21 protein-coding genes are annotated in these 22,265 nt (G+C 72.9%); 7 read left to right on the top strand and 14 right to left on the bottom strand.

The window, feature by feature from the left end; genetic code table 11:
* Positions 1 to 4 precede the first annotated feature (4 nt).
* Together LQ940_RS00625 and LQ940_RS00620 are read left to right on the top strand one after the other, a co-directional pair.
* Positions 5 to 1,219, top strand: coding sequence for an arginine deiminase (locus LQ940_RS00625; RefSeq protein WP_231241115.1), 1,215 nt, complete (start codon positions 5 to 7; stop codon positions 1,217 to 1,219).
* Positions 1,220 to 1,336: 117 nt separating this feature from the next.
* Positions 1,337 to 1,702, top strand: a complete 366-nt coding sequence (locus LQ940_RS00620; protein WP_231241116.1) for a Crp/Fnr family transcriptional regulator — start codon at positions 1,337 to 1,339, stop codon at positions 1,700 to 1,702.
* An 18-nt stretch (positions 1,703 to 1,720) separates the two neighbouring features.
* Here the strand turns inward: LQ940_RS00620 and LQ940_RS00615 are convergent, their stop codons facing one another.
* The 3 genes from LQ940_RS00615 to LQ940_RS00605 form a co-directional block, all read right to left on the bottom strand.
* Positions 1,721 to 2,650: a DUF5926 family protein gene (locus LQ940_RS00615; RefSeq protein WP_231241118.1), complete on the bottom strand. Its 930-nt coding sequence runs from the start codon at positions 2,648 to 2,650 to the stop codon at positions 1,721 to 1,723.
* A gap of 10 nt (positions 2,651 to 2,660) precedes the next feature.
* The gene (locus LQ940_RS00610) at positions 2,661 to 3,440 is read right to left on the bottom strand and encodes a glycerophosphodiester phosphodiesterase (protein WP_231241120.1); all 780 of its coding nucleotides are present in this window, start codon (positions 3,438 to 3,440) and stop codon (positions 2,661 to 2,663) included.
* A gap of 64 nt (positions 3,441 to 3,504) precedes the next feature.
* Entirely contained in the window at positions 3,505 to 4,695 is a 1,191-nt protein-coding gene (locus LQ940_RS00605; protein WP_231241121.1) for an ATP-binding protein, read from the bottom strand.
* A 267-nt stretch (positions 4,696 to 4,962) separates the two neighbouring features.
* On the opposite strand from LQ940_RS00605, the gene LQ940_RS00600 reads away from it, so the two are divergent.
* Positions 4,963 to 5,829: an Fpg/Nei family DNA glycosylase gene (locus LQ940_RS00600; protein ID WP_231241123.1), complete on the top strand. Its 867-nt coding sequence runs from the start codon at positions 4,963 to 4,965 to the stop codon at positions 5,827 to 5,829.
* Between the two features lie 9 nt (positions 5,830 to 5,838).
* On the top strand, positions 5,839 to 6,174 hold the full coding sequence (locus LQ940_RS00595; protein WP_231241124.1) for a rhodanese-like domain-containing protein: 336 nt from the start codon (positions 5,839 to 5,841) through the stop codon (positions 6,172 to 6,174).
* Between the two features lie 72 nt (positions 6,175 to 6,246).
* Here LQ940_RS00595 and LQ940_RS00590 read toward each other — a convergent pair whose 3' ends face one another.
* Both LQ940_RS00590 and aat read right to left on the bottom strand, forming a co-directional pair.
* Complete coding sequence (locus tag LQ940_RS00590; RefSeq protein ID WP_231241132.1) at positions 6,247 to 6,636, bottom strand: hypothetical protein; 390 nt, start codon at positions 6,634 to 6,636, stop codon at positions 6,247 to 6,249.
* Positions 6,637 to 6,711: 75 nt separating this feature from the next.
* Positions 6,712 to 7,398 (bottom strand): leucyl/phenylalanyl-tRNA--protein transferase, encoded by a 687-nt coding sequence (aat, locus tag LQ940_RS00585; RefSeq protein ID WP_308217413.1) that lies wholly within the window; start codon positions 7,396 to 7,398, stop codon positions 6,712 to 6,714.
* 44 nt (positions 7,399 to 7,442) lie between these two features.
* Between aat and LQ940_RS00580 the strand changes: the two genes are divergently transcribed.
* Complete coding sequence (locus LQ940_RS00580) at positions 7,443 to 8,123, top strand: EcsC family protein (RefSeq protein ID WP_231241133.1); 681 nt, start codon at positions 7,443 to 7,445, stop codon at positions 8,121 to 8,123.
* On the opposite strand, the gene LQ940_RS00575 is transcribed toward LQ940_RS00580, so the two are convergent.
* The 6 genes from LQ940_RS00575 to LQ940_RS00550 form a co-directional block, all read right to left on the bottom strand.
* A complete protein-coding gene (locus tag LQ940_RS00575; protein ID WP_231241134.1) occupies positions 8,084 to 9,298 on the bottom strand; it encodes a hypothetical protein in 1,215 nt (404 codons plus the stop codon). The two genes, LQ940_RS00580 and LQ940_RS00575, sit on opposite strands and share 40 nt — an antisense overlap.
* Positions 9,295 to 10,416, bottom strand: coding sequence for a hypothetical protein (locus LQ940_RS00570; protein ID WP_231241135.1), 1,122 nt, complete (start codon positions 10,414 to 10,416; stop codon positions 9,295 to 9,297). Before LQ940_RS00570 ends, LQ940_RS00575 begins: the two co-directional genes overlap by 4 nt.
* Positions 10,416 to 11,507: a hypothetical protein gene (locus tag LQ940_RS00565; protein ID WP_231241137.1), complete on the bottom strand. Its 1,092-nt coding sequence runs from the start codon at positions 11,505 to 11,507 to the stop codon at positions 10,416 to 10,418. The genes LQ940_RS00570 and LQ940_RS00565 overlap by 1 nt, the downstream gene beginning before the upstream one ends.
* Positions 11,504 to 12,421, bottom strand: a complete 918-nt coding sequence (locus LQ940_RS00560; RefSeq protein ID WP_231241139.1) for a hydroxymethylglutaryl-CoA lyase — start codon at positions 12,419 to 12,421, stop codon at positions 11,504 to 11,506. The genes LQ940_RS00565 and LQ940_RS00560 overlap by 4 nt, the downstream gene beginning before the upstream one ends.
* Complete coding sequence (locus tag LQ940_RS00555) at positions 12,418 to 14,289, bottom strand: acetyl/propionyl/methylcrotonyl-CoA carboxylase subunit alpha (protein WP_231241141.1); 1,872 nt, start codon at positions 14,287 to 14,289, stop codon at positions 12,418 to 12,420. Before LQ940_RS00555 ends, LQ940_RS00560 begins: the two co-directional genes overlap by 4 nt.
* Before the next feature lie 101 nt (positions 14,290 to 14,390).
* Complete coding sequence (locus LQ940_RS00550) at positions 14,391 to 15,914, bottom strand: carboxyl transferase domain-containing protein (protein ID WP_269217223.1); 1,524 nt, start codon at positions 15,912 to 15,914, stop codon at positions 14,391 to 14,393.
* 169 nt (positions 15,915 to 16,083) lie between these two features.
* On the opposite strand from LQ940_RS00550, the gene LQ940_RS00545 reads away from it, so the two are divergent.
* Entirely contained in the window at positions 16,084 to 16,653 is a 570-nt protein-coding gene (locus LQ940_RS00545; protein WP_231241142.1) for an SACE_7040 family transcriptional regulator, read from the top strand.
* Positions 16,654 to 16,690: 37 nt separating this feature from the next.
* Here LQ940_RS00545 and LQ940_RS00540 read toward each other — a convergent pair whose 3' ends face one another.
* The 3 genes from LQ940_RS00540 to LQ940_RS00530 are packed head-to-tail and all read right to left on the bottom strand — an operon-like array spanning position 16,691 to position 21,553.
* Positions 16,691 to 18,040: an MFS transporter gene (locus LQ940_RS00540; RefSeq protein ID WP_231241144.1), complete on the bottom strand. Its 1,350-nt coding sequence runs from the start codon at positions 18,038 to 18,040 to the stop codon at positions 16,691 to 16,693.
* A 50-nt stretch (positions 18,041 to 18,090) separates the two neighbouring features.
* Positions 18,091 to 18,792, bottom strand: a complete 702-nt coding sequence (locus LQ940_RS00535) for an SWIM zinc finger family protein (protein ID WP_231241145.1) — start codon at positions 18,790 to 18,792, stop codon at positions 18,091 to 18,093.
* A gap of 16 nt (positions 18,793 to 18,808) precedes the next feature.
* Entirely contained in the window at positions 18,809 to 21,553 is a 2,745-nt protein-coding gene (locus LQ940_RS00530; RefSeq protein WP_231241147.1) for a DEAD/DEAH box helicase, read from the bottom strand.
* Between the two features lie 119 nt (positions 21,554 to 21,672).
* On the opposite strand from LQ940_RS00530, the gene LQ940_RS00525 reads away from it, so the two are divergent.
* On the top strand, positions 21,673 to 22,161 hold the full coding sequence (locus tag LQ940_RS00525; protein WP_231241148.1) for a glutathione peroxidase: 489 nt from the start codon (positions 21,673 to 21,675) through the stop codon (positions 22,159 to 22,161).
* Positions 22,162 to 22,265 lie beyond the last annotated feature (104 nt).

Below are 22,265 nucleotides of genomic sequence, written 5' to 3'. Positions count from 1 at the left end.
CGCCATGACTGCGACCCACGGCGCCGACAGCGAGGTCGGCCGGCTGCGGACGGTGATGCTGCACCGGCCGGGCAACGAGCTGAAGCGCCTGACGCCCCGCAACAACGACAAGCTGCTCTTCGACGGGATCCCGTGGGTCGCCCGGGCGCAGGACGAGCACGACGAGTTCGCCGCGGCACTGCGCGCGCGCGACGTCGAGGTGCTCTACCTCACCGATCTGCTGACCGAGACGCTCGAGACCCAGGAGGCCCGCGACAGCGCTATCGCTACCGCCCTGGCCGGCCTCGACCTCGGCGAGACCATGCGCGGCTACCTCAAGGGGGCGCTGCACGACGCGACCGCCGAGGACCTGACCGGCTACCTCACCGCCGGCATCCGCAACGACGAGGTCCGCGGCGGCTTCGGGCTGGTCACGTCCCTGCTGGCGCACGACGACTTCCTCGTCGACCCGCTGCCCAACCTGCTGTTCACGCGCGACTCCTCGGTGTGGGTGCACGACCGGATCGCGATCACCTCGCTGGCGATGCCGGCGCGCAAGCGCGAGTCGCAGCTCACCGAGCTCATCTACGGCCTGCACCCGCGCTTCGCCGACACCCCGCGCATCCTCGGCCACGAGTTCGAGCACGTCGAGGGCGGCGACGTGCTGCTCCTGGCGCCGCGCGTGATCGCGGTCGGCGTCGGCGAGCGGACGACGCCCGCCGGCGTGGAGCGGCTGGCCCGCCAGGTGTTCGAGGCGTCGCTGGCCGACACCGTGCTCGCCGTCCCCATCGCGCAGGAGCGCGCGACGATGCACCTCGACACCGTCTGCACGATGGTCGACGTCGACAAGGTCGTGATGTACCCCAACATCGCGCACTCGCTGACGGCGTACGCCGTCACGGCCGACGGGCGCACCGACGACGGCGCCCTGCTGCTGCAGGTGGCCGACGCCGAGCCGTTCCTCATCGCCGCCGCGAAGGCGATGGGCATCGACGAGCTGCACCAGATCGACACCGGCCTGGACCCCGTGACCGCCGAGCGCGAGCAGTGGGACGACGGCAACAACACCCTGGCCCTGGCGCCGCGGGTGGCCGTGGCCTACGAGCGCAACGACGAGACCAACGCCCGCCTGGAGGACGCCGGCATCGAGGTCGTCCGGATCGCCGGCTCCGAGCTCGGCTCCGGTCGCGGCGGGCCGCGGTGCATGAGCTGTCCCGTCGCCCGCGACCCGCTCGGCTGAGGTCGGCCCGAGTCGGCTCGGGTCGGCTGTCCCGTCGGTGCGGCGCGCTGGACAGGCGACCCGGTGCTCGGGGATCATCCCCTCCGGGGAGGGCCCCACATCGGAAGGGTCGGTCAGATGGCATCGTTCTTCGACACGTTCACGCCGCAGGAAGTGGCCAGGATCAGCGCGCGGGGGCGGCACGTGCGGCTGCCCGAGGGGTGGTCGCCGATCTGGGAGCGGACGCCCGCCGACAAGGCCTACATCCTGATCGACGGCACCGTGTCGGTGCGCCGGGGCGGCGAGGAGATCGCCCAGCTCGGCCCCGGCGACGTCATGGGCGAGCAGGCGATCATCGGCCACAAGCTCCGCAACGCCTCGATCGTGGCGCTCACGCCGCTCGAGGCCATCCACTTCACCGACGAGACGGTCCGCGAGCTGTGCGAGGAGATGCCGTCGTTCAAGGACGCCCTCGCCGCGGTGGCCGAGTCGCGCCTGGGGTGAGCGCGCCTGGGCTGACGCTCAGCGGATCGTGACCTGACGGTTGGCCAGGCCCGAGCGCGCGGCGCGCTGCGCGGTGGTGAGGTCCGAGGTGTCGGCGAGCGCCTCGGCGAGGTCCTTGGCGAAAGCGGCGGCGCTGTCCTCGAGCACCTCCGGGCCGGTGCCGACCGGCAGGTCCCAGACCGGGGCGAGCAGTCCGTGGGCCCGGAACATGCCCACGAGGCGCGAGTCCGTCGCGATGCTGTCCTGGCCGGCGGCGTGCAGGCGCGCGAGCGCGTCGAGGAGCTGGTCCTCGGGCTCCGGCATCACCCAGCGCAGGTGCTCCTTGGTGCCCACGTTGGTCCAGTACGCAGCCTCGACCGACGACAGCCGCGCGGTCGGCGTGGCCTGCTGGTTGGCCTGCTCGAGGGCGGACTCCATGCCGGTGGTGTCCTCGACGTCGGCAACCCAGAACTCGAAGCCATCGTGGACGGTGACGTCCAGCGAGTCGCCCGTGACCAGGTCCTGCAGGCGCGGGCCCTCGCCCGGCGCCTCGGTGAGCCCCACGATGCCGGGCTCGGCCTCCAGCGCGCGGGTGAGCACGGCGGCCAGGTCGCGCGAGGGGTCGCCGTAGTTGTGCTGCACCTGCAGGCCCAGCCACACCTCGCCGCTGTCGCGCGACATCGCGGGGACGGCCATCGGCAGCAGCGAGCAGAGCAGGACCTTGCGGTCGCCGGCGGACGGCACGCTCAGCGGCGCGGTGGCGGCGGGCACCAGCTCGCGCATCGCGACCACGTCGCACTCCGACGGCAGGCCCTCGAACGGGCGGCCCACGAAGACGTCCGAGGCGCCGCCCTTGGCGCCGTGGCAGGCCTTGTAGCGCTTGCCCGAGCCGCACGGGCACGGCTCGCGGGGGCCGACCTCGCCGGCGGGGAGGTTCTCACGTCGGATGCTGCGGTTGCGCTTGGCCATGCCCCCGAACCTACTGGGCGAGCAGCTCCAGCATGTACGCCGGGCGGTCGCTGATGACCGCCGAGGCCCCCAGGCTCTGGCAGAGCTCGAGATCCTCCTGCGTGTTGACGGTCCACACGTGCACCTCATGACCGCTGCGCGCGATGCGGCGGGCGAAGCGGGGGCTGTCGCGCAGCTCCTCGATCCCCGGACCGACGATCCAGTCCTTGCCGATGACCCGGCGCAGCATCGGCCAGCTCACGGCGTGCTCGATGAGCTGCACCAACGGGATGTCCGGTGCCATCCGCTCGACCCGCTGGAGGGCCGTGAACGAGAAGCTCATCACCCGCACCGGCGACCCCGCCCGGTCCCAGCCGAAGTCCTGGAGCATCTCCACGAGCCGCTTCTCGACCAGACCGCCGTACCGGGTGGGGTGCTTGGTCTCGATCGCCACCTCGATGCGCCGGTCGTAGTCGGCGACGGTCTCCAGAAGCTTGCGCAGCGTCAGGACCCGGCCGAGCTCGTCGTCGCGGTCCGGCGCCTCGTCGTCCAGCTCCGACCAGGGGTTCTTCCAGGAGGCGAAGTCGAGCTCGGAGAGGTCGGCCAGGTCGAGCGTGGAGATCGCGCCCTTGCGGCTCGCCGTACGCCGCAGGTCGCGGTCGTGCACGCACACGAGATGCCCGTCGGCGGTGAGCCGGACGTCGCACTCCAGGCCCTCCGCGCCGCCGTCGAGCGCCGCCAGGTAGGCGCCGAGGGTGTGTTCGGCGATCTCGTGGCTCGCCCCGCGATGAGCGACGACCTGCGGCCTCATGTCACCAGTGTTGCCTGAATCGGGCGTCGTTGCCGCATCGGCCTCGCGGTCCGCCGCCTGGACGTCAGCGCGAGCGCAGGAACCTGCCGAAGTGCGGCACCGTGAACGCGATCCGGCCGCGCTCTCCGGAGTAGATCAGGCCCTTCTTGAGCAGCGAGTCGCGCGCCGGCGAGAGCGACTGCGGCTTCTTGCCGAGCACCGCCGCGACGTCGGCCGTGGGGACCGACCCCACGGCGTCGGCGTCCTCGGCGGCGGCGTCGGCCATCGCCCGCAGGTAGTCGCGCTCGCCGGGCGTGGCCCGGTCGTAGCGGCTGCCGAAGAACCCCACGGCCAGCTCCCGCTCGGCCTCCGGCGCGGCGACCGCGACGTCCTGGGCGGTGATCGGCGAGCGGGGCGCGAGGTCCCACACCGTCTTGCCGTAGGCCTGGATGAAGTACGGGTAGCCGCCCGTGGCGTCGTACATCGTCGAGAGCGCATCATCGGTGAACGTCGCGTCCTCGCCCGCGGCCGGGGCGGTGAGCGCACGGTCGGCCTCGGCCCGGTCGAGCCGGTCGATGCGCTGGTAGGAGAAGAGCCGCTCGGAGTAGGACTTGCTCGCCGACAGTACGGCGGGCAGGTGCGGCAGGCCGGCGCCGACGACGATGACCGGCAGGCCCGACTGGCTGATCTCGTGGCAGGCGGCACACAGGGCCGAGACGTCGTCGGGGCCGAGGTCCTGCATCTCGTCGAGGAACACCGCGACCCCCTTGCCGAGGTCAGCCGCCAGTCCCCCGACGTCGGTGAGCAGCTCGACGAGGTCGATCTCGATGTCACCGGAGTCGGCACGGCCGCGCACGGCGGGGACGTCGATGCCGGGACTCCACTGGTCGCGCAGCTTGGCCTGCGGCCCCGCCTCGCGCTGGGCGAAGCCCCGCAGGACCCCGAGCACGTGGTCGGCCTGGTCCGGCGCCGGGTGACCGAGCTCGCGGACGGCCTGGTGCAGCGCGCTGCTCAGCGGCCGGCGAAGGTGCTGCTCGGGGCGCGCCTCGAGCTTGCCGGTGCCCCACCCCTTGCGGACCGCCTGCGAGCGCAGCGCGTTGAGCAGCACGGTCTTGCCGACCCCGCGCAGGCCGGTCAGCACCAGCGACCGCTCCGGTCGCCCCCTCGCCACCCGCTCCAGGACCACGTCGAACGCCGCCAGCTGCTCGTCACGCCCCGCGAGCTCCGGCGGTCGCTGGCCGGCCCCCGGCGCGTACGGGTTGCGGATCGGGTCCATGTCGAGGACGGTATCCGGCTGTCTAGGGAAATCCTTAGAGTGACGCGCCGGAGGGGTAGTCCCTGACGTTTGTGCTGTGGAGATCCCGTTTCGGCGACACGAACGTCCGGGACTACCCCGGGCCGGTCGAGGCAGCAGGGTTACCAGCATCTGCTGATAACCCGGCGCTTCTGGGCCAGAAACACCCGCCAGAAGCGACAGCAAATCGCCGGAACCCTCCGACCGGAGCGGCCCGGTGCCGCGCGGGGTGCTCCTAGACTCGGGGCCGTGCCCGAGTTGCCCGAGGTGGAAGCGCTGGCCCTGGACCTGCGGGGTCGGCTGGAGGGGCGTGCGATCACGAAGGTGCACGTCGCGGCGTTCAGCGCGCTCAAGACCTACGACCCGCCGCTCAGCGCCCTGGAGGGCACGCTGGTCGACGACGTGACCCGGCACGGCAAGTTCCTCGACATCGACGCCTCGGGGGTGCACCTGGTCTTCCACCTCGCGCGCGCGGGCTGGGTGCGCTGGCGCGACGAGGTGCCGTCGCTGCCGCCCAAGCCCAGCAACAAGTCGCCGCTCGCCGTACGCATCGTGCTCGACGACGACTCCGGGCTCGACGTCACCGAGGCCGGCACGAAGAAGAGCCTGGCCATGTACGTCGTGCGCGCCCCCGCCGACGTCCCCGGCATCGCCCGGCTGGGGCCGGACCCGCTCGCCGACGAGTTCACCATCGAGGTGCTGAGCGAGATCCTGCAGCGCGAGGGGCGCAAGCAGCTCAAGGGCGTGCTGCGCCACCAGGGCACCATCGCCGGCATCGGCAATGCCTACTCCGACGAGCTGCTGCACGCCGCGCGGATGTCGCCGTTCAAGCCGGCCAACAGCCTCGACGACGAGGAGCTGCACACGCTGTACGCCGCCGTCCGCGGCGTCCTCGGGGAGGCCGTCGACCGCTCCCGCGGCCTCGCCGCGAGCGAGCTCAAGGGCGAGAAGAAGTCCCACCTGGCGGTGCACGGCCAGACCGGCAAGCCGTGCCCGGTGTGCGGCGACACCGTGCGCGAGGTGTCCTTCGCCGACTCGAGCCTGCAGTACTGCCCCACCTGCCAGACCGGCGGCAAACCGCTGGCCGACCGCCGGATGAGCAGGCTGTTGAAATAGGTTGGACCCATGACCGCGATCCCCACCGTGTCCATCGACGGCGTCCCCGACCCCCTGCCCGAGGGCCTCGCCGTCCTCGACGTCCGTGAGCCCGTCGAGTGGGCGCACGGCCACATCGAGGGCGCCGTGCACGTCCCGCTGATGGAGCTGCCGCAGCGACTGCCCGACCTGCCACGCGAGCAGACGCTCGTGGTCTGCAAGGTGGGCGGGCGCTCCGCGCAGGCGGTGGGCTACCTCGTCGAGCAGGGGTACGACGTCGTCAACCTCGACGGCGGGATGCTGGACTGGGAGGCCGCCGGGCGTCCCATGGTCAGCGAGACCGGGCAGCCCCCTCAGGTCGTCTGACCCGGCGCCCGAGCGCCCGGGAGCGCCGCGGGGCCGGGACCGGCTCGTGGTCCCGGCCCCGCGGCGGGGGTGTCACTCCGTGCAGGTCTTCGCGACGTACTCGCCGAAGGCGTCGAACTTCTTCTTGTCGTCGCCGCTGATGTCGTCGATCTCGTCGAGGTCCTTGGCGGCGGCGTCGTCGTCGATGTCCGAGATGGCCTCGGTGAAGATCTCGAAGCCCTCGCGGGCGTCGTCGGGGATGTCCTCGGGGGTGCCGGTCTCCTCGAAGTCCTTCACCGCGTCCTTGACCTTCTTGATGTCGTCCTTGGTCGGCTCCTCACCAGGGCTGAACGACGCCGACTCGTTGATCTTGGTGAACGAGGCGCAGAAGTCCTCCTTCGACGCGTCCGTCGGGGCCCCACCACACGCGGTGGCGGTGCCACCGACGAGGACGAGGCTGGCGGCGATCAGGGCGATTCTCATGCGGTGGATCTCCTCGGGTTCGTGGGATGAAGGCGGTACCTACCCCGTACGGGCCACCTTCACTCCTCCCGCGCCTCACGAGGTGAGACGCCGAGGCGGCGGCACGGTGAGCAGCGCGGGCAGCCGGGCGAGGTACTCCTCGCGCGGCATCGCGCGCACGCCCAGCGAGGCGAGGTGCGGCGTCACCCACTGGGTGTCGATCAGCCGGTCGTCGGCGTGCTCGTCGCGCAGCAGGTCGACCAGTCCGACGAGGGCCACCTTGGAGGCGTCGCGCGCCCGATGGAACATCGACTCCCCGGCGAACAGCCCGCCGATCGCCACGCCGTACAGCCCGCCCTCCAGGACGCCGTCGCGCCAGGCCTCCACCGAGTGCACCCACCCGAGGTCCTGCAGCCGCAGGTACGCCGACCGGATGTCCCGGTCGATCCAGCCCGACGGACGCCGCGGGTCGGCGCAGGCGTCGATCACCTCCGGCAGCGCGGTGTCGACCCGGATCTCGAAGTCCCGCACGGCCCGGCGCAGCGACCGGGACACGACGAGTCCGTCGAGCGGCAGCACGCCGCGCTCCACCGGGCTGAACCAGTACATCGGCCCGCCCCGGTCGTCGACCGGCATCGGGAACATGCCGCGCCGGTAGGCCGCCAGGAGCGTGCCCGGCTCGAGATCGGCCCCGATGCCCACCAGGTCGTCGTCCGGGTCGAAGCGCCCGGGGTCGCCGAAGACCCACCGGGTGGGCGGCGGCTCGACGGGCTCGAAGGGCACGGCGACGACCGTAGCCCTTTCCCCCGACTCCTAGGATCGACGGCATGGGACTCACCGCTCGCGTCGGCAAGCAGCTCGCCCCCAAGATGGCCGGATTCGCCCCGGGGCTAACCGGGTCGTTCGTGCGCGAGGCGCTGCACCGCGCGATCGTCGGCATCGGCCCGCTGCCTCCCGCGGCCGTGGCCGCCGACCGGCAGCTCGCCGAGCAGCGCGGCGACGTCGACAAGGCCGTCCACGAGGTGATCGAGAACCATGTCCGCTACGCCGGCGCGCAGGGCTTCGTCACCAACATCGGCGGACTGGTCACGGCCGCGCTGACGATCCCCACCAACATCACCGGACTGGCGCTGATCCAGTGCCGGATGATCGCCGGCATCGCCCACCTGCGCGGCTACGACCTCGACGACCCGCGCGTGCGCAACGGGCTCCTGGTGGCGATGCTCGGCGAGGACTCGGTGAGCTCCCTGGTCAAGAAGAGGAAGCTGCCCGCGCCGCCGATGGGGCTGGCCACCGCCCCGCAGCACGACCCCTCCCTGGACCTGCTGATCTCCACCGAGGTCGCCTCGGACCTGATCGCCAAGGTCGCCGGCAAGCGCCTGGCGGTCACCGTGGGACGCCGGGTGCCGGTCGTGGGCGGGGTCGTCGGCATGGGCGCCGACGGCTACCTCACCTGGAAGGTCGGCCGCTACGCCGACCGCGAGTTCCTGCCCCGCGCCAAGCGGTAGACCCGCAGCGCCTGGCGGCCGACGGTGGAGGCCTGCAGGCGGCGTACCGCCTTCTCGCGCAGCCGGTACGTCGGTCGCAGGTAGGACCGCTCGAGCGCCGCATGGGCCTCGTCGAGCTGGCCGCGCAGGGCGCCAGCCTCCTGCTGGAGCCGGGCGTTCTCGAGCAGCAGCGCCTTGATCGCGTCCACGGCCGCGCCCGCGACCTGCTTCTCCGAGGGCGCGTCGGGGTCGGCCCACCGCGCCGAGGGCGGAGCACCGCGCAGGTCCTCGAGGTCACCCACCACGTCGTAGCGGCGCGCCCGGATCTCCGCGACCCACGCGTCCTCGAGCTCGCGCACCCACGGGTGCACGTCGGGCGGCAGGCCCAGCCGGGGCGAGCGGGTGCGGGCCGACAGGGTCCGGTGGGCGAGCAGCTCGCGCACCAGCGGCCGGTAGTCGGCCGGTGCGAGGACCCGGGTGGCCGAGCGGTTGATGCGGCGGATCAGCGCCGTCTCCGGCACCCCCAGTGAGGGGTTGACCCGCTCGGCCTCGAGGTCGAGGTCGAGGCCGTCGAGGCCCAGCACCTGGCTGAACCTCTTCCACAGCAGCACCCGGTCGCCACCGGACGGCGGCACCGTGACCAGGTGCACCCGCTCGGGCGGCAGGTCGTGGCCCCAGCGGTTGAGGATGTCCGGGATCTCCTGGACGCTCCAGAACCAGCTCGCGATCCGGCTGCCGCGCTCGGGGTCTCGGATCTGCTCCAGGAACCGGGCGTAGCTGATGCTGCTGCGGTGCTTGACGTTCTCCTGCCACTCGGCCGGGATCTGGCGCACCAGGTCACGCACGGACAGCACCAGGTGGACCTCGGTGCCGCTGCCGTGACCCAGCGACTCCAGGGCGTGGCCCACCTGCGAGCGGGACGCCGCGGCGAGGATCTCGTGGCTGATGATCGTGGTGCCGTCGTGCTCGCGGACCTGCTCGGCCAGCCGGTCCCAGGCGCCGATCGCCTCACTCTGCAGCCCTCCCCACGGCAGCCGCATCAGGTCGAGCGCGGCCAGGAAGTGCGCGTCGAAGCGATCCGCGGGGTAGAGGATCCCGGCCGACGCCAGGGTGCGGCGGTTGCGGAAGAGCACGTCCTGGAGGTACGACGTGCCGGTCTTGGGGGTGCCGACATGGAGCAGCACGCGCCGCGTCATCGTTGCTCCTCCCTGTCCGCCGGCCGGTCCCAGCCGAGCAGCAGCCGGACCGCGAGACCCAGCACTCCCGCCTCGGTCGGCTCAGCACCCGCCGCCGTGAGGTCCGCACGGCGTGGCACGAGCAGATCCGGGTCCCCGTGGACAGCGTAGCCAGCGCGCAACAGCACGTCGCGCAGGCGGGTGGCCCGCTCCACGACCCAGTCGGCGTGCTCGGCCGGTACGGCGAGCGGGCGGCCGGGCGCGTCGAGCAGCCGCGGCAGCAGCGTGTGGCGCAGCAGCTCGGCCCGGCGAGGCGGGAGGACCAGGATGCCGAGGACCGCGGCGACGCGCCGGGCGAGGTCGACGGCGTCGGCGGGCGGACGGGGCGCGGCCGGCAGCGGGCGTCGTAGGCCGACCAGGCGGGGCAGCCGGGCGGGGTCGACGACGATGCCGACGCGCGCGGCGCCGACGCGCTCGGTCCAGGTGGCGGCGGCGCGCTCCAGGTCGACCCGCCGGGGCAGCCCGCGAGCGGCGGCCAGCGGGTCCAGCCACTCCCGCCACGCCGGGCCACCGTCGTCGAAGGCGCGGGAAGTCCAGGCGTCGGTGAGCATCGTGGCCAGGTCGGTGCCGAGGACGAGGATCGTGCTGCCGCGTCCCCCGGGCGGGCGGCCGCGCGCGATCAGGGCGTCGCGCACCGGATCGGCCAGCCACGGGTCGCCGACGAGGCGGTAGCGGATGCGCCACGGCCGCACGAAGGCCGGCGAGCGCCGCGGCGGAGTGCCCGCGGCCACCAGGTCGTCGGCGAGCAGACTGCTCGCCACCCGGGTCAGCTCGGCGTCGGGCAGCGCGGCCGGGTCGACCGGGCGAGGACCGAAGGCGGAGCCGCCGTCGGCACCGAGCAGCTCCAGGTCGGGGCTGCCCCGCCCCGGGGCGCTGGCCGCGAGCACCCGCTCGACCAGCTCGGGCCCGGGCGAGCCGGCCAGGTTGAGCCGGCGCAGCAGCTCCAGCTGCTGGGCGCCGGGCAGGTAGGCGCCGCGGCGCTCGCCCTGCCCTGCCCAGCCCGACCAGGGGGTGGTGCCGCCGCCGCGCAGGTGGGCGACCCAGCCCCACGCGCGGCGGTGTCCGTCGACGCCGTCCACTACTCGCGGATCCGCTTCGCCTGGTTGCGGACCTTGCGCAGCAGCGCCTGGTCCGGGTCGCGCCGCCGGGCGGCCTCGCGAGTCATGGCCGCGAGCGCGTCCATCGAGACCCGCAGCTGCTGCTTGACCGAGACCTTGTCGGGGTCGACGAACGTCTCGTCCTCGCCCAGGGGCAGCGGGGTCAGGTCGGCGACGTCGCCGACGACGTCGACGCCGCTCTGCTCGATCCACTCCACCCAGCGCCCGGTCTCGTCCTGGGCCCAGGGCAGCAGCCGCGGCGGCATCCGCACCGACGGCGAGATGCGGCCGACCAGCTCGTTCTGCGCCAGCATCTCGCGGATGAGCTCGTCGAACGTCGACTCGCGCCGGGTCGCCCGGTCCATGCGCCGGTTGAGCTGGCGGATGACCTGGGTCTCGGCGACCCCGAGGGACTCGTTGACCCGGTCGCTGTCCTCCGGCGTCCACGCCGGGTCGATGCCCAGCACCCGGCAGAAGCGCAGCCAGAGCTCGTCGGCGGGCGCTCCCGACGGCGGCACGGTCACGATGTGGACGTGTGCGGGGTCCAGGCCCGCACCCCAGGCGCTCAGCACGTTCGGCAGGTCGAAGGCGCGGTAGAACCACGGCTTCCCGTGCTCGATGCGGTCCAGGTAGCGGCGGTAGGTCCACTTGCGGCCCTGCTTCACCGACTCCTGCCACGCGGCCGGGATCTGGCGGGCCAGGTCCCTGGCGCTGTAGACGATGTGGATCTCGGACCCGGCCAGGTCGCGCTTGGCCCGCCGGATGGCGTCGACCGGCGCGGGCGCCAGGATCTCGTGGCTGATGACGACCGTGCCGCTGCGGCGACGGACCCGTCGTACGAGCGCGTCCCAGTTGCCCTTGGCGTGGCCCGGAGGCCCACCCCAGTCCTGGTCGAGCAGGTCGAGCGCGGCGCGGAAGTGGAACAGCGAGGCGTCGACGCGGGGCATGCGCGCCGGGAAGTGCACGTCGTGCTCGGCGAGCGAGCGCGCGTTGAGCATGAGGCGGTTCTGGACGTACGTCGTGCCGGTCTTGGGCGCACCGACGTGCAGGAAGACGCGTCTGGTCGCAGTCACTCTGATGATTGTGCCGCACCCGGCGACAGCGCCCGCACCACGGCCGAGGGGCTGGGCCGCCCGAGCTGACGGGCCATCCACGCACTGGTGGCGACCAGGCTGTCCAGGTCGACTCCATGGTCGATGCCGAGGCCGGTGAGCAGCCACACCAGGTCCTCGGTGGCCAGATTGCCGGTAGCGCTCTTGGCGTACGGGCAGCCGCCCAGGCCGCCCGCGCTGGCGTCGTAGGTGGTGATGCCGGCCTGCAGCCCCGCGTAGGCGTTGGCGAGGGCCTGGCCGTAGGTGTCATGGAAGTGCAGGGCGAGCTGGTCGGTGGTCATGCCGGCGGCCACGAACGCCTCGACCAGGGCGGTGACCTGGTTGGCGGTGCCGACGCCGATCGTGTCGCCGAGGCTGAGCTGGCTGGCGCCGAGGTCGAAGAGCCGCTTGCCGACCCCCACGACCTGCTCGACCGGCACCGACCCCTCCCAGGGGTCGCCGAAGCACATCGACACGTAGGCGCGGACGTCGAGCCCGGCGTCGCGGGCGCGGCGCACGGTCGGCTCGAACATCGCGAACTGCTCGTCCAGGCTGCGGTTGAGGTTCTTCTGCGCAAACGTCTCGGTCGCCGAGCCGAAGATCGCGATGTGGCGTACCCCGAGCTCGAGCGCGCGGTCCAGGCCGCGCTCGTTGGGCACGAGCACCGGGTGGTCGCGGCCCTCCTCGCCCAGGAGCTCCATCAGGTCCGCGGCGTCGGCCAGCTGGGGGACCCATCGGGGGTGGACGAAGCTCGTCGCCTCGACGACCGGCAGGCCGGCGGCCACCAGGCGGCGTACGAACTGCGCCTTGACGTCGGTGGGCACGAGCGCCGACTCGTTCTGCAGGCCGTCGCGGGGCCCGACCTCGTAGATGGTGACCCGGTCGGGCAGCGTCACGACTCCTCCTCCACGACGAACAGCCGGGCGCCGAGCGCGACCTGCTGGCCGACGGCGGCCCCGACGGTCGTGACCGTGCCGGCGAACGGCGCCTTGAGCGTGAGCTCCATCTTCATGGCCTCCATCATGCCCAGCACGTCGCCCTCGGCCACCACCTCGCCCTCGACCACGCGGACCTCGAGGACGGTGCCGGGCATCGGCGCGACCAGGATGCCGTCACCGGCCGCGACCGTGTCGGCGAGGCGGTCGGGCGGGGTCAGCACGAAGCGCTGGCCGCGGAAGGACACGTCGACGACGTCGGGCTGCACGTTGACGACCGCGTGCTGGCGACGGCCGTCGATGATCGCCTCGATGACGTGGTCCGCGGCGCTGAGCATCACGAACGGCACGCCGTCGACGGTGCCGGCATGGCGGTCGACGAAGACGTCCCGGTCGAGCTCGACCAGCGTGGGCGCCGCGGGGGCGCCGAGCCGGAAGCCGTCGGCCTGGAAGGGGTGCCCGTCGGACGCCCCGGCCGTGAGCATGGCCGAGACCCAGGCCGCCATCATCCGCGGCACGTCGGCGCTCGGCGCCGGGACGTCGGCGTGGTCGAGCCAGGCCGTGTCGATCGTGGCGTCGCGGAACGCCTCGCCGGCGGCCAGCGCGCGCAGGAAGCCGGTGTTGGTCGTCAGCCCAAGGACGGCGGTGTCGTCCAGCGCCTCGACGAGCGCGAGGCGGGCGCTCTCGCGGTCGGGGCCGCGGGCGATGACCTTGCCCAGCATCGGGTCGTACGACGTGCTGACGACCTGACCGCTCTCGAGCGCGTGGTCGACGCGGACCCCCGGACCCGACGGCCAGCGCACGATGCTCGCCGTACCGGCCTGGGGCAGGAAGCCGCCGAAGGAGTCCTCGGCGTAGACGCGGGCCTCGATCGCGTGGCCGCTGACGGTGACGTCGGCCTGGGTGAAGGGCAGCGGCTCGCCAGCGGCGACGCGGAGCTGGAGCTCCACCAGGTCCAGGGCCTGCCCCTCGACCAGCACCGTGGCCTCCGTGACGGGGTGCTCGACCTGAAGCCGGGTGTTCATCTCCAAGAAGTACGCCTCGCCCGTGTCACTGTCGAGCAGGAACTCCACCGTGCCGGCGTTCTCGTAGCCGACGTGGCGGGCCAGCGCGACCGCGCTCGTCGTGACGAGCTCGCGCACCTGCGGCGTGATCGTCGGCGCGGGCGCCTCCTCCAGCACCTTCTGGTGGCGGCGCTGCGTCGAGCAGTCGCGCTCGAAGAGGTGGACGACGTGGCCGTGGGCGTCGGCGAGGACCTGGACCTCGATGTGGCGACCGTGCTCGACGTACTTCTCCACGAGCATGGTGTCGTCGCCGAACGCCGAGAGCGCCTCCCGGCGCGCGGCCGCGACCGCCTCGTCGTACTCGTCGGCAGACCGGACGATGCGCATGCCCTTGCCGCCGCCGCCGGCAGCGGCCTTGACCAGCACGGGGTAGCCGGCGTCCTCGCCACGCGGGACGACCGGAACGCCGGCCGCGACCGCGATCTCGCGGGCGGCGTCCTTGCGGCCCATCTGCTCCATGACCGCCGCCGAGGGGCCCACGAGCGTGATGCCGGCGGCCTCCAGGGCGGCGGCGAACGGCGCCCGCTCGGACAGGAAGCCGTAGCCGGGGTGCACCGCGTCAGCGCCCGACTGGCGGGCGGCGGCGAGGACCGCGTCGATGCCGAGGTAGCTCTCGACGCGCACCGCCTCGTCGGCGGCACGCACGTGCGGTGCGGCGTGGTCGAGGTCGGTGAACAGCGCGACCGTGCGGATGCCCATGGCGCGTGCCGTCCGCATGACGCGGACCGCGATCTCGCCGCGGTTGGCGATGAGGAGGGTCTTCATCAAATCTCCTTGGTCAGGTCACTGTGGTTTCGACGCGCCCGATGCGACCTCGTCCCTCGGTCGCAGGGCTTGCTCAACCTGGTCTCGCCCACGCGCGAGCCTCACATCCTCCAGACGCCGTAGGAGGGCTCGGGGACCGGCGCGTTGGCGGCCGCCGCGAGGCCCATGCCGAGGACCCGGCGGGTCTCGGCTGGGTCGATGATCCCGTCGTCCCAGAGCCGGGCGGTGGAGTAGTACGGCGAGCCCTGGGTCTCGTACTGGTCGCGGATCGGGGCCTTGAAGTCCTCGTCGTCCGGTCGCCCGGCGACGGTCGCGAGGACCGAGGCGGCCTGCTCGCCGCCCATCACCGAGATCCGCGCGTTCGGCCACATCCACAAGAAGCGCGGGTCGTAGGCGCGCCCGCACATCCCGTAGTTGCCGGCGCCGAACGAGCCGCCGATGACCACGGTGAACTTCGGCACGACGCTGCAGGCGACCGCGGTGACGAGCTTGGCGCCGTCGCGGGCGATGCCCTTGTTCTCGTACTCGCGACCGACCATGAAGCCGGTGATGTTCTGCAGGAAGACCAGCGGGATCCCGCGCTGGTTGCACAGCTCGATGAAGTGCGCGCCCTTGAGCGCCGACTCGCTGAAGAGGATGCCGTTGTTGGCCACGATCCCGACCGGCATCCCCCAGATCCGGGCGAACCCGCAGACGAGGGTCTCGCCGTAGAGCTTCTTGAACTCGTGCAGCCGGCTGCCGTCGACCACGCGGCGGATCACCTCGCGCACGTCGTACGGCGTGCGGGTGTCGGCGGGGACGACGTCGTAGAGCGTCGCGGGGTCCTCGGCCGGCTCCTCGACGTCGTGGACCTGGATCGAGGAGGTCCGGGGGCGCTCGAAGGTGTCGACGATGCCGCGCACGATCGCGAGCGCGTGCCGGTCGTCGTCGGCAAGGTGGTCGACGACCCCCGAGGTGCGGGCGTGGACGTCGCCGCCGCCGAGGTCCTCGGCCGTCACGACCTCCCCGGTCGCGGCCTTCACCAGCGGCGGGCCGCCGAGGAAGATCGTGCCCTGGTTCCTGACGATGACGCTCTCGTCGGACATCGCCGGGACGTAGGCGCCGCCGGCGGTGCACGACCCCATGACGCTGGCGATCTGCGGAATGCCGCGCGCCGAGAGGTTGGCCTGGTTGAAGAAGATCCGGCCGAAGTGCTCGCGGTCGGGGAACACCTCGTCCTGCATCGGCAGGAACGCGCCCCCGGAGTCGACCAGGTACAGGCAGGGCAGCCGGTTGTCGGACGCGACGGCCTGCGCGCGCAGGTGCTTCTTGACCGTGATCGGGTAGTAGGTACCGCCCTTGACCGTCGCGTCGTTGGCCACGATCACGCACTCGCGCCCGCTGACCCGGCCGATGCCGGTCACGATGCCGGCGCTGGGGACGGCGTCGTCGTACATCCCGGTCGCGGCGAGCGGGCTGAGCTCGAGGAACGGGCTCCCGGGGTCGAGCAGCGCATCCACTCGGTCGCGCACCAGCAGCTTGCCGCGCCCGGTGTGCTTGGCACGCGCCGACTCGCTGCCACCCAGCCGGGCGGTCGCGAGCCGCTCGCGGAGGTCCGCGACGAGGTCTCTCAGGTCCGTGGTCACCGGTCCAGGTTAGCGATCATTAACCTGCGCGTCCACGGGTGGGCGTCAGGCAGCTTGTAACTCACCGTTACTGCATCCACCGCACCCTTGTAAGGGCATGACAGAGGTCGTAACAGTGAGTTACAAGTTCCGCAACGCCGCCGCCGTGAACGACCGCTAACCTCGTCGGGTGGCCAGGGAGGAGGCGCCGACGCGGCGGGAGCAGATCCTGGCGACGGCGGCGGACCTGTTCGCGGCGCGGGGGTTCCACGGCGTCTCGGTCGCCGACCTCGGCTCGGCCTGCGGGATCTCGGGGCCGGCGCTCTACAAGCACTTCGCGTCCAAGGACGCCGTGCTGGCCGAGATGCTGGTCGACATCAGCGTGCGGCTGCTGGACGTCGGACGGGCCCGGGTGGAGGCGGCGGACGGCCCGCAGGACGCGCTGCGCGGTCTCGTCGACTGGCACGTCGACTTCGCGCTGCACCACCGCGCGCTGATCATCGTCCAGGACCGCGACTGGGAGTCGCTGCCGGCCGACGCGCGGGCGCGGGTCCGCGACCTGCAGCGCGCGTACGTCGACCTGTGGGCCGACCAGCTGCGCCTGCTGCACCGCGACCTCGACCTGACCACTGCCCGGGCGATGGCGCACGCGGCCTTCGGGCTGATCAACTCCACCCCCCGCACCGGGGCCCTGCCCGACCCGTCGCTGCATGACCTGCTGATCGAGATGGCACTGCGCGCCCTGCTGCCCCCCGGCTGACGCGCCTGCTGACGCCCCCGGCTGTCGCGCCCGGGGATCAGGGGGCCGGGCCGACGGCGGGCGGCTCGGCGTCGATGAGCGAGGGGGGTCCGATGGCGGCGCCCTCCTCGGCCTCCGGCGCCGAGGCACGGGCGGAGGCGAGTACGTCGGCGGGGACGTGCCGCTCGAGGAAGCGCTGCGCCATCCGGGTCGAGGGGTGGATGCCGACGGTGGCCACCAGGATGATCCCGGCGATGACCAGCCAGCCGCCGGCCCCCCAGTTCATGGCGAGGAAGGTGTAGACCGCCGGCGCCCACACCCGTCCCAACGTGCTGCTGAGCTCTTGGGCTCCCTGGTAGGCGCCGCGCTGGCGCGGGTCCATCAGCTCGGCCTCGAAGGACCAGCTGGCCGCGGAGAGGTAGAGCTCGGCCCCGGTCACGGTGACGTGGCCGAGCCACACCAGCGCGATCGTGGTCCAGCCGACGGTGTCGTGGGTCGCGAGGGTGATCAGGCACGAGATCACGAAGAACGTCGAGGAGAGCCGGACCGCCTTGAGCGCGGTCGGGACGTCGCGCACGCCTCGCGAGGCGGCCATGGGCAGGAAGATGCACATCACCGTGTTGGTCCCGAACAGGAAGGCCAGCAGCACCCGGGGGGCGTCGGTCTGCTCGATCAGCCACAGCGGGATCACGATGTTGAGCAGCACCTGGTTGGTCCAGAAGACGCCGCCGAAGAAGCTGGTGAGCAGCCAGCCGGGATTGCGCAATGGCCCCGGCCCGGGGATCCGCACCTTCCGGTCCTCGGCGGTGCGCAGGTCGTGCGGCGCCCGCGGCAGCCGGAGGATCGCCGCCGCGTTGACCAGGAAGACCGCCGCGGTGAACCACGGCAGCGCGTGCAGGACGGTGTTGGAGTGGAAGGCCAGGGCGATGCCGCCGAGCAGCGAGCCGAGGGTGAAGCCGACGTTGAGCGCGGAGTACATGTAGGCGCGCGACCGCACGCGCTCGCCCGGCGGCAGTACGTCGATCGTGTACGCGCCGTGCGCGGCGCCGCCGAGGGAGCCGATGACCTCCATGCCGACGGCCATCAGGACGTAGCCCTTGAAGTCGGTGATGAACGGCCACACGGAGAACATCGCCGCCTGTCCCACGGCACTGACGGCCCACATCCGCTTCGGCCCGAAGCGGTCCACGAGCTTGCCCATCGGCAGCGCGGAGAGGAAGGCGGCGGCCCCGGCGATGGTGAGTCCGAGCCCGACCTGCGCCGCGGAGAGCCCCACGATCTGGGTGAAGAACACCGCCGAGCCGGTCATGAACGTGCCGTCGCCGAGCGCGAAGAGCAGCGACTGTCCGGCCAGCCGGCCCGCCAGGGGCGAGGGTGGGCGGGCGTGGCGCGCCAGGGCAGTGAGCATCCCCGAGATCCTTCCTGCGCACCGGTCCTGCTGTCGCGGCATTTTAGGTCTCAGAAGAGGTGGTCGACCGCCCGGGTCGGATCGTCGAGGAGCTCGAGGATCCGGGCCGCGCGGACGGCGGCGTCGAGGGCGGTGTCGACGTCGTCGGCATGACCTGTGGCCGCGCCCTCCTCCGGCGAGGCCGTGACCGTCCGGGCGTGCAGGTCCGCCAGCAGCTGCTCGCGGGGCAGGCCACGCAGGTGGAGCAGGACGAACGGGTCGGCCTCGACGAGCCAGGTGAGCTGGTAGAGCACGGCGAGGGCGTGGGGGCACGGGTCGGCCCAGAAGTCGCAGGTGCAGGTGGTGGCCAGCTCGGCGCCGTACGGCAGCAGCTCGACGCCCATCTGGTCGGCGTGCTCCACCAGCGAGTGGGGCAGGTCGCCGGCCAGCAGCGCGGCCACCCGACCGGACTCGGCGGCGACGGTCTCGACCAGCGCGTCGCGTCCGGCCTGGTCCAGGACCGGGACGGTGCCGGACGCCGTGACCAGGCTGCCGTCGTCCTCGACGCTGGCGACGAAGCCCCCGACGTCGACGGTGATGCCGCCGACGCGGCCGGCGCGCGCCAGTGCACGCCCGGCGCGCAGGTCGGTCTCGGTGTAGGCCGCCTCCTCGACCGCGCGCACCCATGCCTTGCCCCACCAGCGCGTGGCGCGGGCGGCGCCCCGCCTGGGCGCCAGGCGGGCGTGCACGGTACGGCGGTCGGCGGTGTCCATCCTCGTCACCGGGCCGTCACGTCGGCCGGCGCAGGGTGACCAGGTTGCGGAGCTCGTCGTTGCCCAGCTCGGTCAGCGCGGCCTCACCCCGCCCGAGGACGGAGTCGGCCAGCGAGCGCTTGCGGGCCAGGAGCTCGGCGATCTTCTCCTCGATGGTGCCCTGCGTGATCATCCGGTGCACCTGCACCGGCCGGGTCTGGCCGATGCGGTAGGCCCGGTCGGTGGCCTGCTCCTCGACCGCGGGGTTCCACCAGCGGTCGACGTGGACGACGTGGTCGGCGCGGGTGAGGTTGAGGCCGGTGCCGCCGGCCTTGAGCGAGAGCAGGAACACCGGCACCTCGCCGGCCTGGAACCGCTTGACCATCGCCTCGCGCTCGCGCACGGGGGTGCCGCCGTGCAGGAACTGGTGCGGCACACCGGCCTTGGCGAGGTGGGTCTCGAGCAGGCGGGCCATGGCGACGTACTGGGTGAAGACCAGCACCGCGCCGTCCTCGGCGAGGACGGTGCCGAGCAGCTCGTCGAGCAGCTCGAGCTTCTCGGAGCGGCCCGCGAGCCGGCCGGTGGACTGCTTGAGGAAGTGGGCGGGGTGGTTGCAGATCTGCTTGAGCCCGGTCAGCAGCGCCAGGACCAGTCCGCGGCGGGCCTCCTCGTCGGCGCGCTCGATGCGCTCCATCGAGTCGCGGACGAACGCCTCGTAGAGCACGACCTGCTCCTGGGTCAGCCCCAGCAGGTGGTCGGTCTCGGTCTTCGGCGGCAGCTCCGGTGCGATGCCGGGGTCCGACTTGCGCCGGCGCAGCAGGAACGGCTCGATCAGGTCGGCGAACTGCCGGGCCTTGGTGGGCTCCAGCCCGGACTCGATCGGCCCGGCCCACACCTTGCGGAAGGCGTTGCGGCTGCCGAGCAGGCCCGGGGTCGCCCAGTCGAGGATCGCCCAGAGCTCGGTCAGGTTGTTCTCGACCGGGGTGCCGGTGAGCGCCACGCGCGCGCGGCTCGAGATCGTGCGCATCGCCCGGGCGGTGGAGGACTGGGGGTTCTTGACGTGCTGGGCCTCGTCGGCGACGACCAGGTCCCAGTCGACCTCGCAGAGCGCGGTGTGGTCGACGCGCATGGTGCCGTACGTCGTCAGCACGAACCCGCTGTCCTCGCCGAGCCCGTCCAGCGAGCGCTCGCCGCCGTGGAAGCGGCGGGTCGGGGTGCCGGGGGCGAAGCGCTCGATCTCGGCCTCCCAGTTGCCCAGCAGGCTGGCCGGGCAGACCACGAGCGTCGGGCCGGTCGCACCGGCCTCCCGCCGGTGCAGGTGCAGCGCGATCAGGGTGACGGTCTTGCCGAGCCCCATGTCGTCGGCGAGACAGGCGCCCAGGCCGAGGTCGGTCAGGTCGGCGAGCCAGGTGAGGCCGTGGCGCTGGTAGTCGCGCAGCGTCGCCCGCAGCCCGGCCGGCACCGTCACCGGGTCACGGGTGGCGGCGTGGCGCAGCTGGTCGCGGACCTTCAGCAGCGAGGCCCCCACGACGACCTGGGTCTCGCTCGCGGTGCCCGACGCGTCGGCCGGCTCCAGCTGGACGACCCCGGTCAGGGCCGCCGCGACCGCCTGCACCGGCTTGACCGTGCGGACCAGGCGCTTGCGGGCCCGCTTGGCCATCGCCGGGTCGACGACGGTCCAGCTGCCCCGCAGCTTGAGGACCGGCGCCGCCGCGTGTGCGAGCTCGTCCATCTCCGCCTCGCTGAGCGGCTCGCCGTGCAGGGCGAGCTGCCACTTGAAGGCGAACATCGCCTCGGAGGAGAGCAGCCCCTGCTGCAGCGGCTCCTCGCGCGGACCCGACGGCGCCCGGTCGAGCACCGCCGTCGCGGTAAGGTCGCGACCCAGGCTGCGCGGCCACAGCACGTCGACGCCGCGCTCCTTCAGCGCCCCCACCCCGTGCTCGAGCAGGCTGACCAGCTCGTCGGCGTCGAGGGTGATCTGGTCGGGCACCCGCAGGGCCAGCAGCCGGTCGAGCACCGGCCACGCGTCCGCCGCGGCGCGCAGCGCGATGCTGGCGTGGGTGCGCGCCCGCTCGCCGAACCCGTGGCTGGCGTCGGGGCCGTACTCGGTGAACAGCGTCGCCGCGTCGCACAGGTGGAGCTGGTTCTGCTCGTCGTGGACCTGCAGGACCAGCCGCACGGCCCCCGCCACGAGCTCCTCCTCGTCGGCCTCCACCCGCAGCGAGATGGTGACCAGCTGGGGCAGGTCGAGGTCCGCCGTACGCCGGTGCCGCGCGAGGCGGGCCTGCAGCCGGCTCTCGAAGTCCGAGCCACCGGCCGCCCGGTCGGTCGTGGTGACCGTCGAGGAGCTGGGGGTACGAGCCCGGCGCGCGGTGGCGAGCGGCGCCGCGCGCGGCATGGCGTCGCTCACCGCATCGAGCACCTGGCGCACCAGCGCCTCGGCGTCGTCGGCGACGAGCCCGTCGTAGGAGCGCGAGCGGGCGAGCATCTGCACGCGGTCGGCGTCGTCGGCGTCCAGCGGCCCCGCGCGCCAGCTGCGGCCGGTGTCGGACGGCTCGAAGCGGCCCGCCGCCACGAGCCGCATCCCGAGCAGGACCGCGCCGCTCAGCAGCCCGACGCTGGGATGGAGGTCGTCGCGGGCGTGCGCCTTGGTGAGCACCGGCAGCGCGGCGCGGATCGGCAGCGCGACCGTGCGCCGGTCGTCGCTGAACTCGACCACGCCCTCGCGCGGAGGTTCGGCCGGGCGGAAGGTGGCCGGTCCGGTGACGGGGACGAAGCTCAAGCGCAGACCTCAGCAAGGGCGGGTGGCCGGGTGGGACTCTGACGCTAACGCGCGGCGGGGACGGTGCGTTCCCCGGAACGGGTCCGGCTCCCGCCCCGGCGGGCCCTAGAGTCGTGGGCATGAGCATCCTCGACGCCCCCCTCGCCCGCCTCGACGGGTCCCCCGGCACCCTGCGCGACCTGACCGGCGGCCGCCCCGCGCTGCTGGTCAACGTCGCGAGCAAGTGCGGCCTGACCCCGCAGTACACCGGCCTGGAGGAGCTGCAGCAGACCTACGCCGAGCGCGGCTTCACCGTCGTCGGCGTGCCGTGCAACCAGTTCGGCGGCCAGGAGCCGGGCACGTCCGAGGAGATCGCGGAGTTCTGCTCGGCGACGTACGGCGTGAGCTTCCCGATGGCCGAGAAGGTCGAGGTCAACGGCGAGGGCCGGCACGAGGTCTACCGCTCCCTGGTCGAGGTCCCCAACGAGTCGGGCGAGGCCGGCGACATCCAGTGGAACTTCGAGAAGTTCCTCGTCGACGGCTCCGGTGAGGTGGTCGCCCGGTTCTCCCCCCGCGTCGAGCCCCAGGACGAGCAGGTCATCAGCGCCATCGAGTCGACCCTGAAGTAGCCGCCGACCGGCGTACCCGCTCGGCGCCTCCGCCGGGGTAGTCCCTCACGAAATCGCGAGTGAGAGGGCTCTCATCTCGCCATTTCGTTGGGACTATCCCGGGG

It is taken from the genome of Nocardioides sp. cx-173 (genome assembly GCF_021117365.1).
Taxonomy (GTDB): Bacteria; Actinomycetota; Actinomycetes; order Propionibacteriales; family Nocardioidaceae; genus Nocardioides.
Note: the sequence above shows the minus strand (reverse complement) of the source record. Positions and strands in the feature narration are given on the sequence as shown.

What these genes read in the sequence shown, in the direction of transcription:
- LQ940_RS00625 (WP_231241115.1), top strand. Translation starts at nt 5, where the DNA reads ATGACTGCGACCCACGGCGCCGACAGCGAGGTCGGCCGGCTGCGGACG.
- LQ940_RS00620 (WP_231241116.1), top strand. Translation starts at nt 1,337, where the DNA reads ATGGCATCGTTCTTCGACACGTTCACGCCGCAGGAAGTGGCCAGGATC.
- LQ940_RS00615 (WP_231241118.1), bottom strand. Translation starts at nt 2,650, where the DNA reads ATGGCCAAGCGCAACCGCAGCATCCGACGTGAGAACCTCCCCGCCGGC.
- LQ940_RS00610 (WP_231241120.1), bottom strand. Translation starts at nt 3,440, where the DNA reads ATGAGGCCGCAGGTCGTCGCTCATCGCGGGGCGAGCCACGAGATCGCC.
- LQ940_RS00605 (WP_231241121.1), bottom strand. Translation starts at nt 4,695, where the DNA reads ATGGACCCGATCCGCAACCCGTACGCGCCGGGGGCCGGCCAGCGACCG.
- LQ940_RS00595 (WP_231241124.1), top strand. Translation starts at nt 5,839, where the DNA reads ATGACCGCGATCCCCACCGTGTCCATCGACGGCGTCCCCGACCCCCTG.
- LQ940_RS00590 (WP_231241132.1), bottom strand. Translation starts at nt 6,636, where the DNA reads ATGAGAATCGCCCTGATCGCCGCCAGCCTCGTCCTCGTCGGTGGCACC.
- LQ940_RS00580 (WP_231241133.1), top strand. Translation starts at nt 7,443, where the DNA reads ATGGGACTCACCGCTCGCGTCGGCAAGCAGCTCGCCCCCAAGATGGCC.
- LQ940_RS00575 (WP_231241134.1), bottom strand. Translation starts at nt 9,298, where the DNA reads ATGACGCGGCGCGTGCTGCTCCATGTCGGCACCCCCAAGACCGGCACG.
- LQ940_RS00555 (WP_231241141.1), bottom strand. Translation starts at nt 14,289, where the DNA reads ATGAAGACCCTCCTCATCGCCAACCGCGGCGAGATCGCGGTCCGCGTC.
- LQ940_RS00540 (WP_231241144.1), bottom strand. Translation starts at nt 18,040, where the DNA reads ATGCTCACTGCCCTGGCGCGCCACGCCCGCCCACCCTCGCCCCTGGCG.
- LQ940_RS00535 (WP_231241145.1), bottom strand. Translation starts at nt 18,792, where the DNA reads ATGGACACCGCCGACCGCCGTACCGTGCACGCCCGCCTGGCGCCCAGG.
- LQ940_RS00525 (WP_231241148.1), top strand. Translation starts at nt 21,673, where the DNA reads ATGAGCATCCTCGACGCCCCCCTCGCCCGCCTCGACGGGTCCCCCGGC.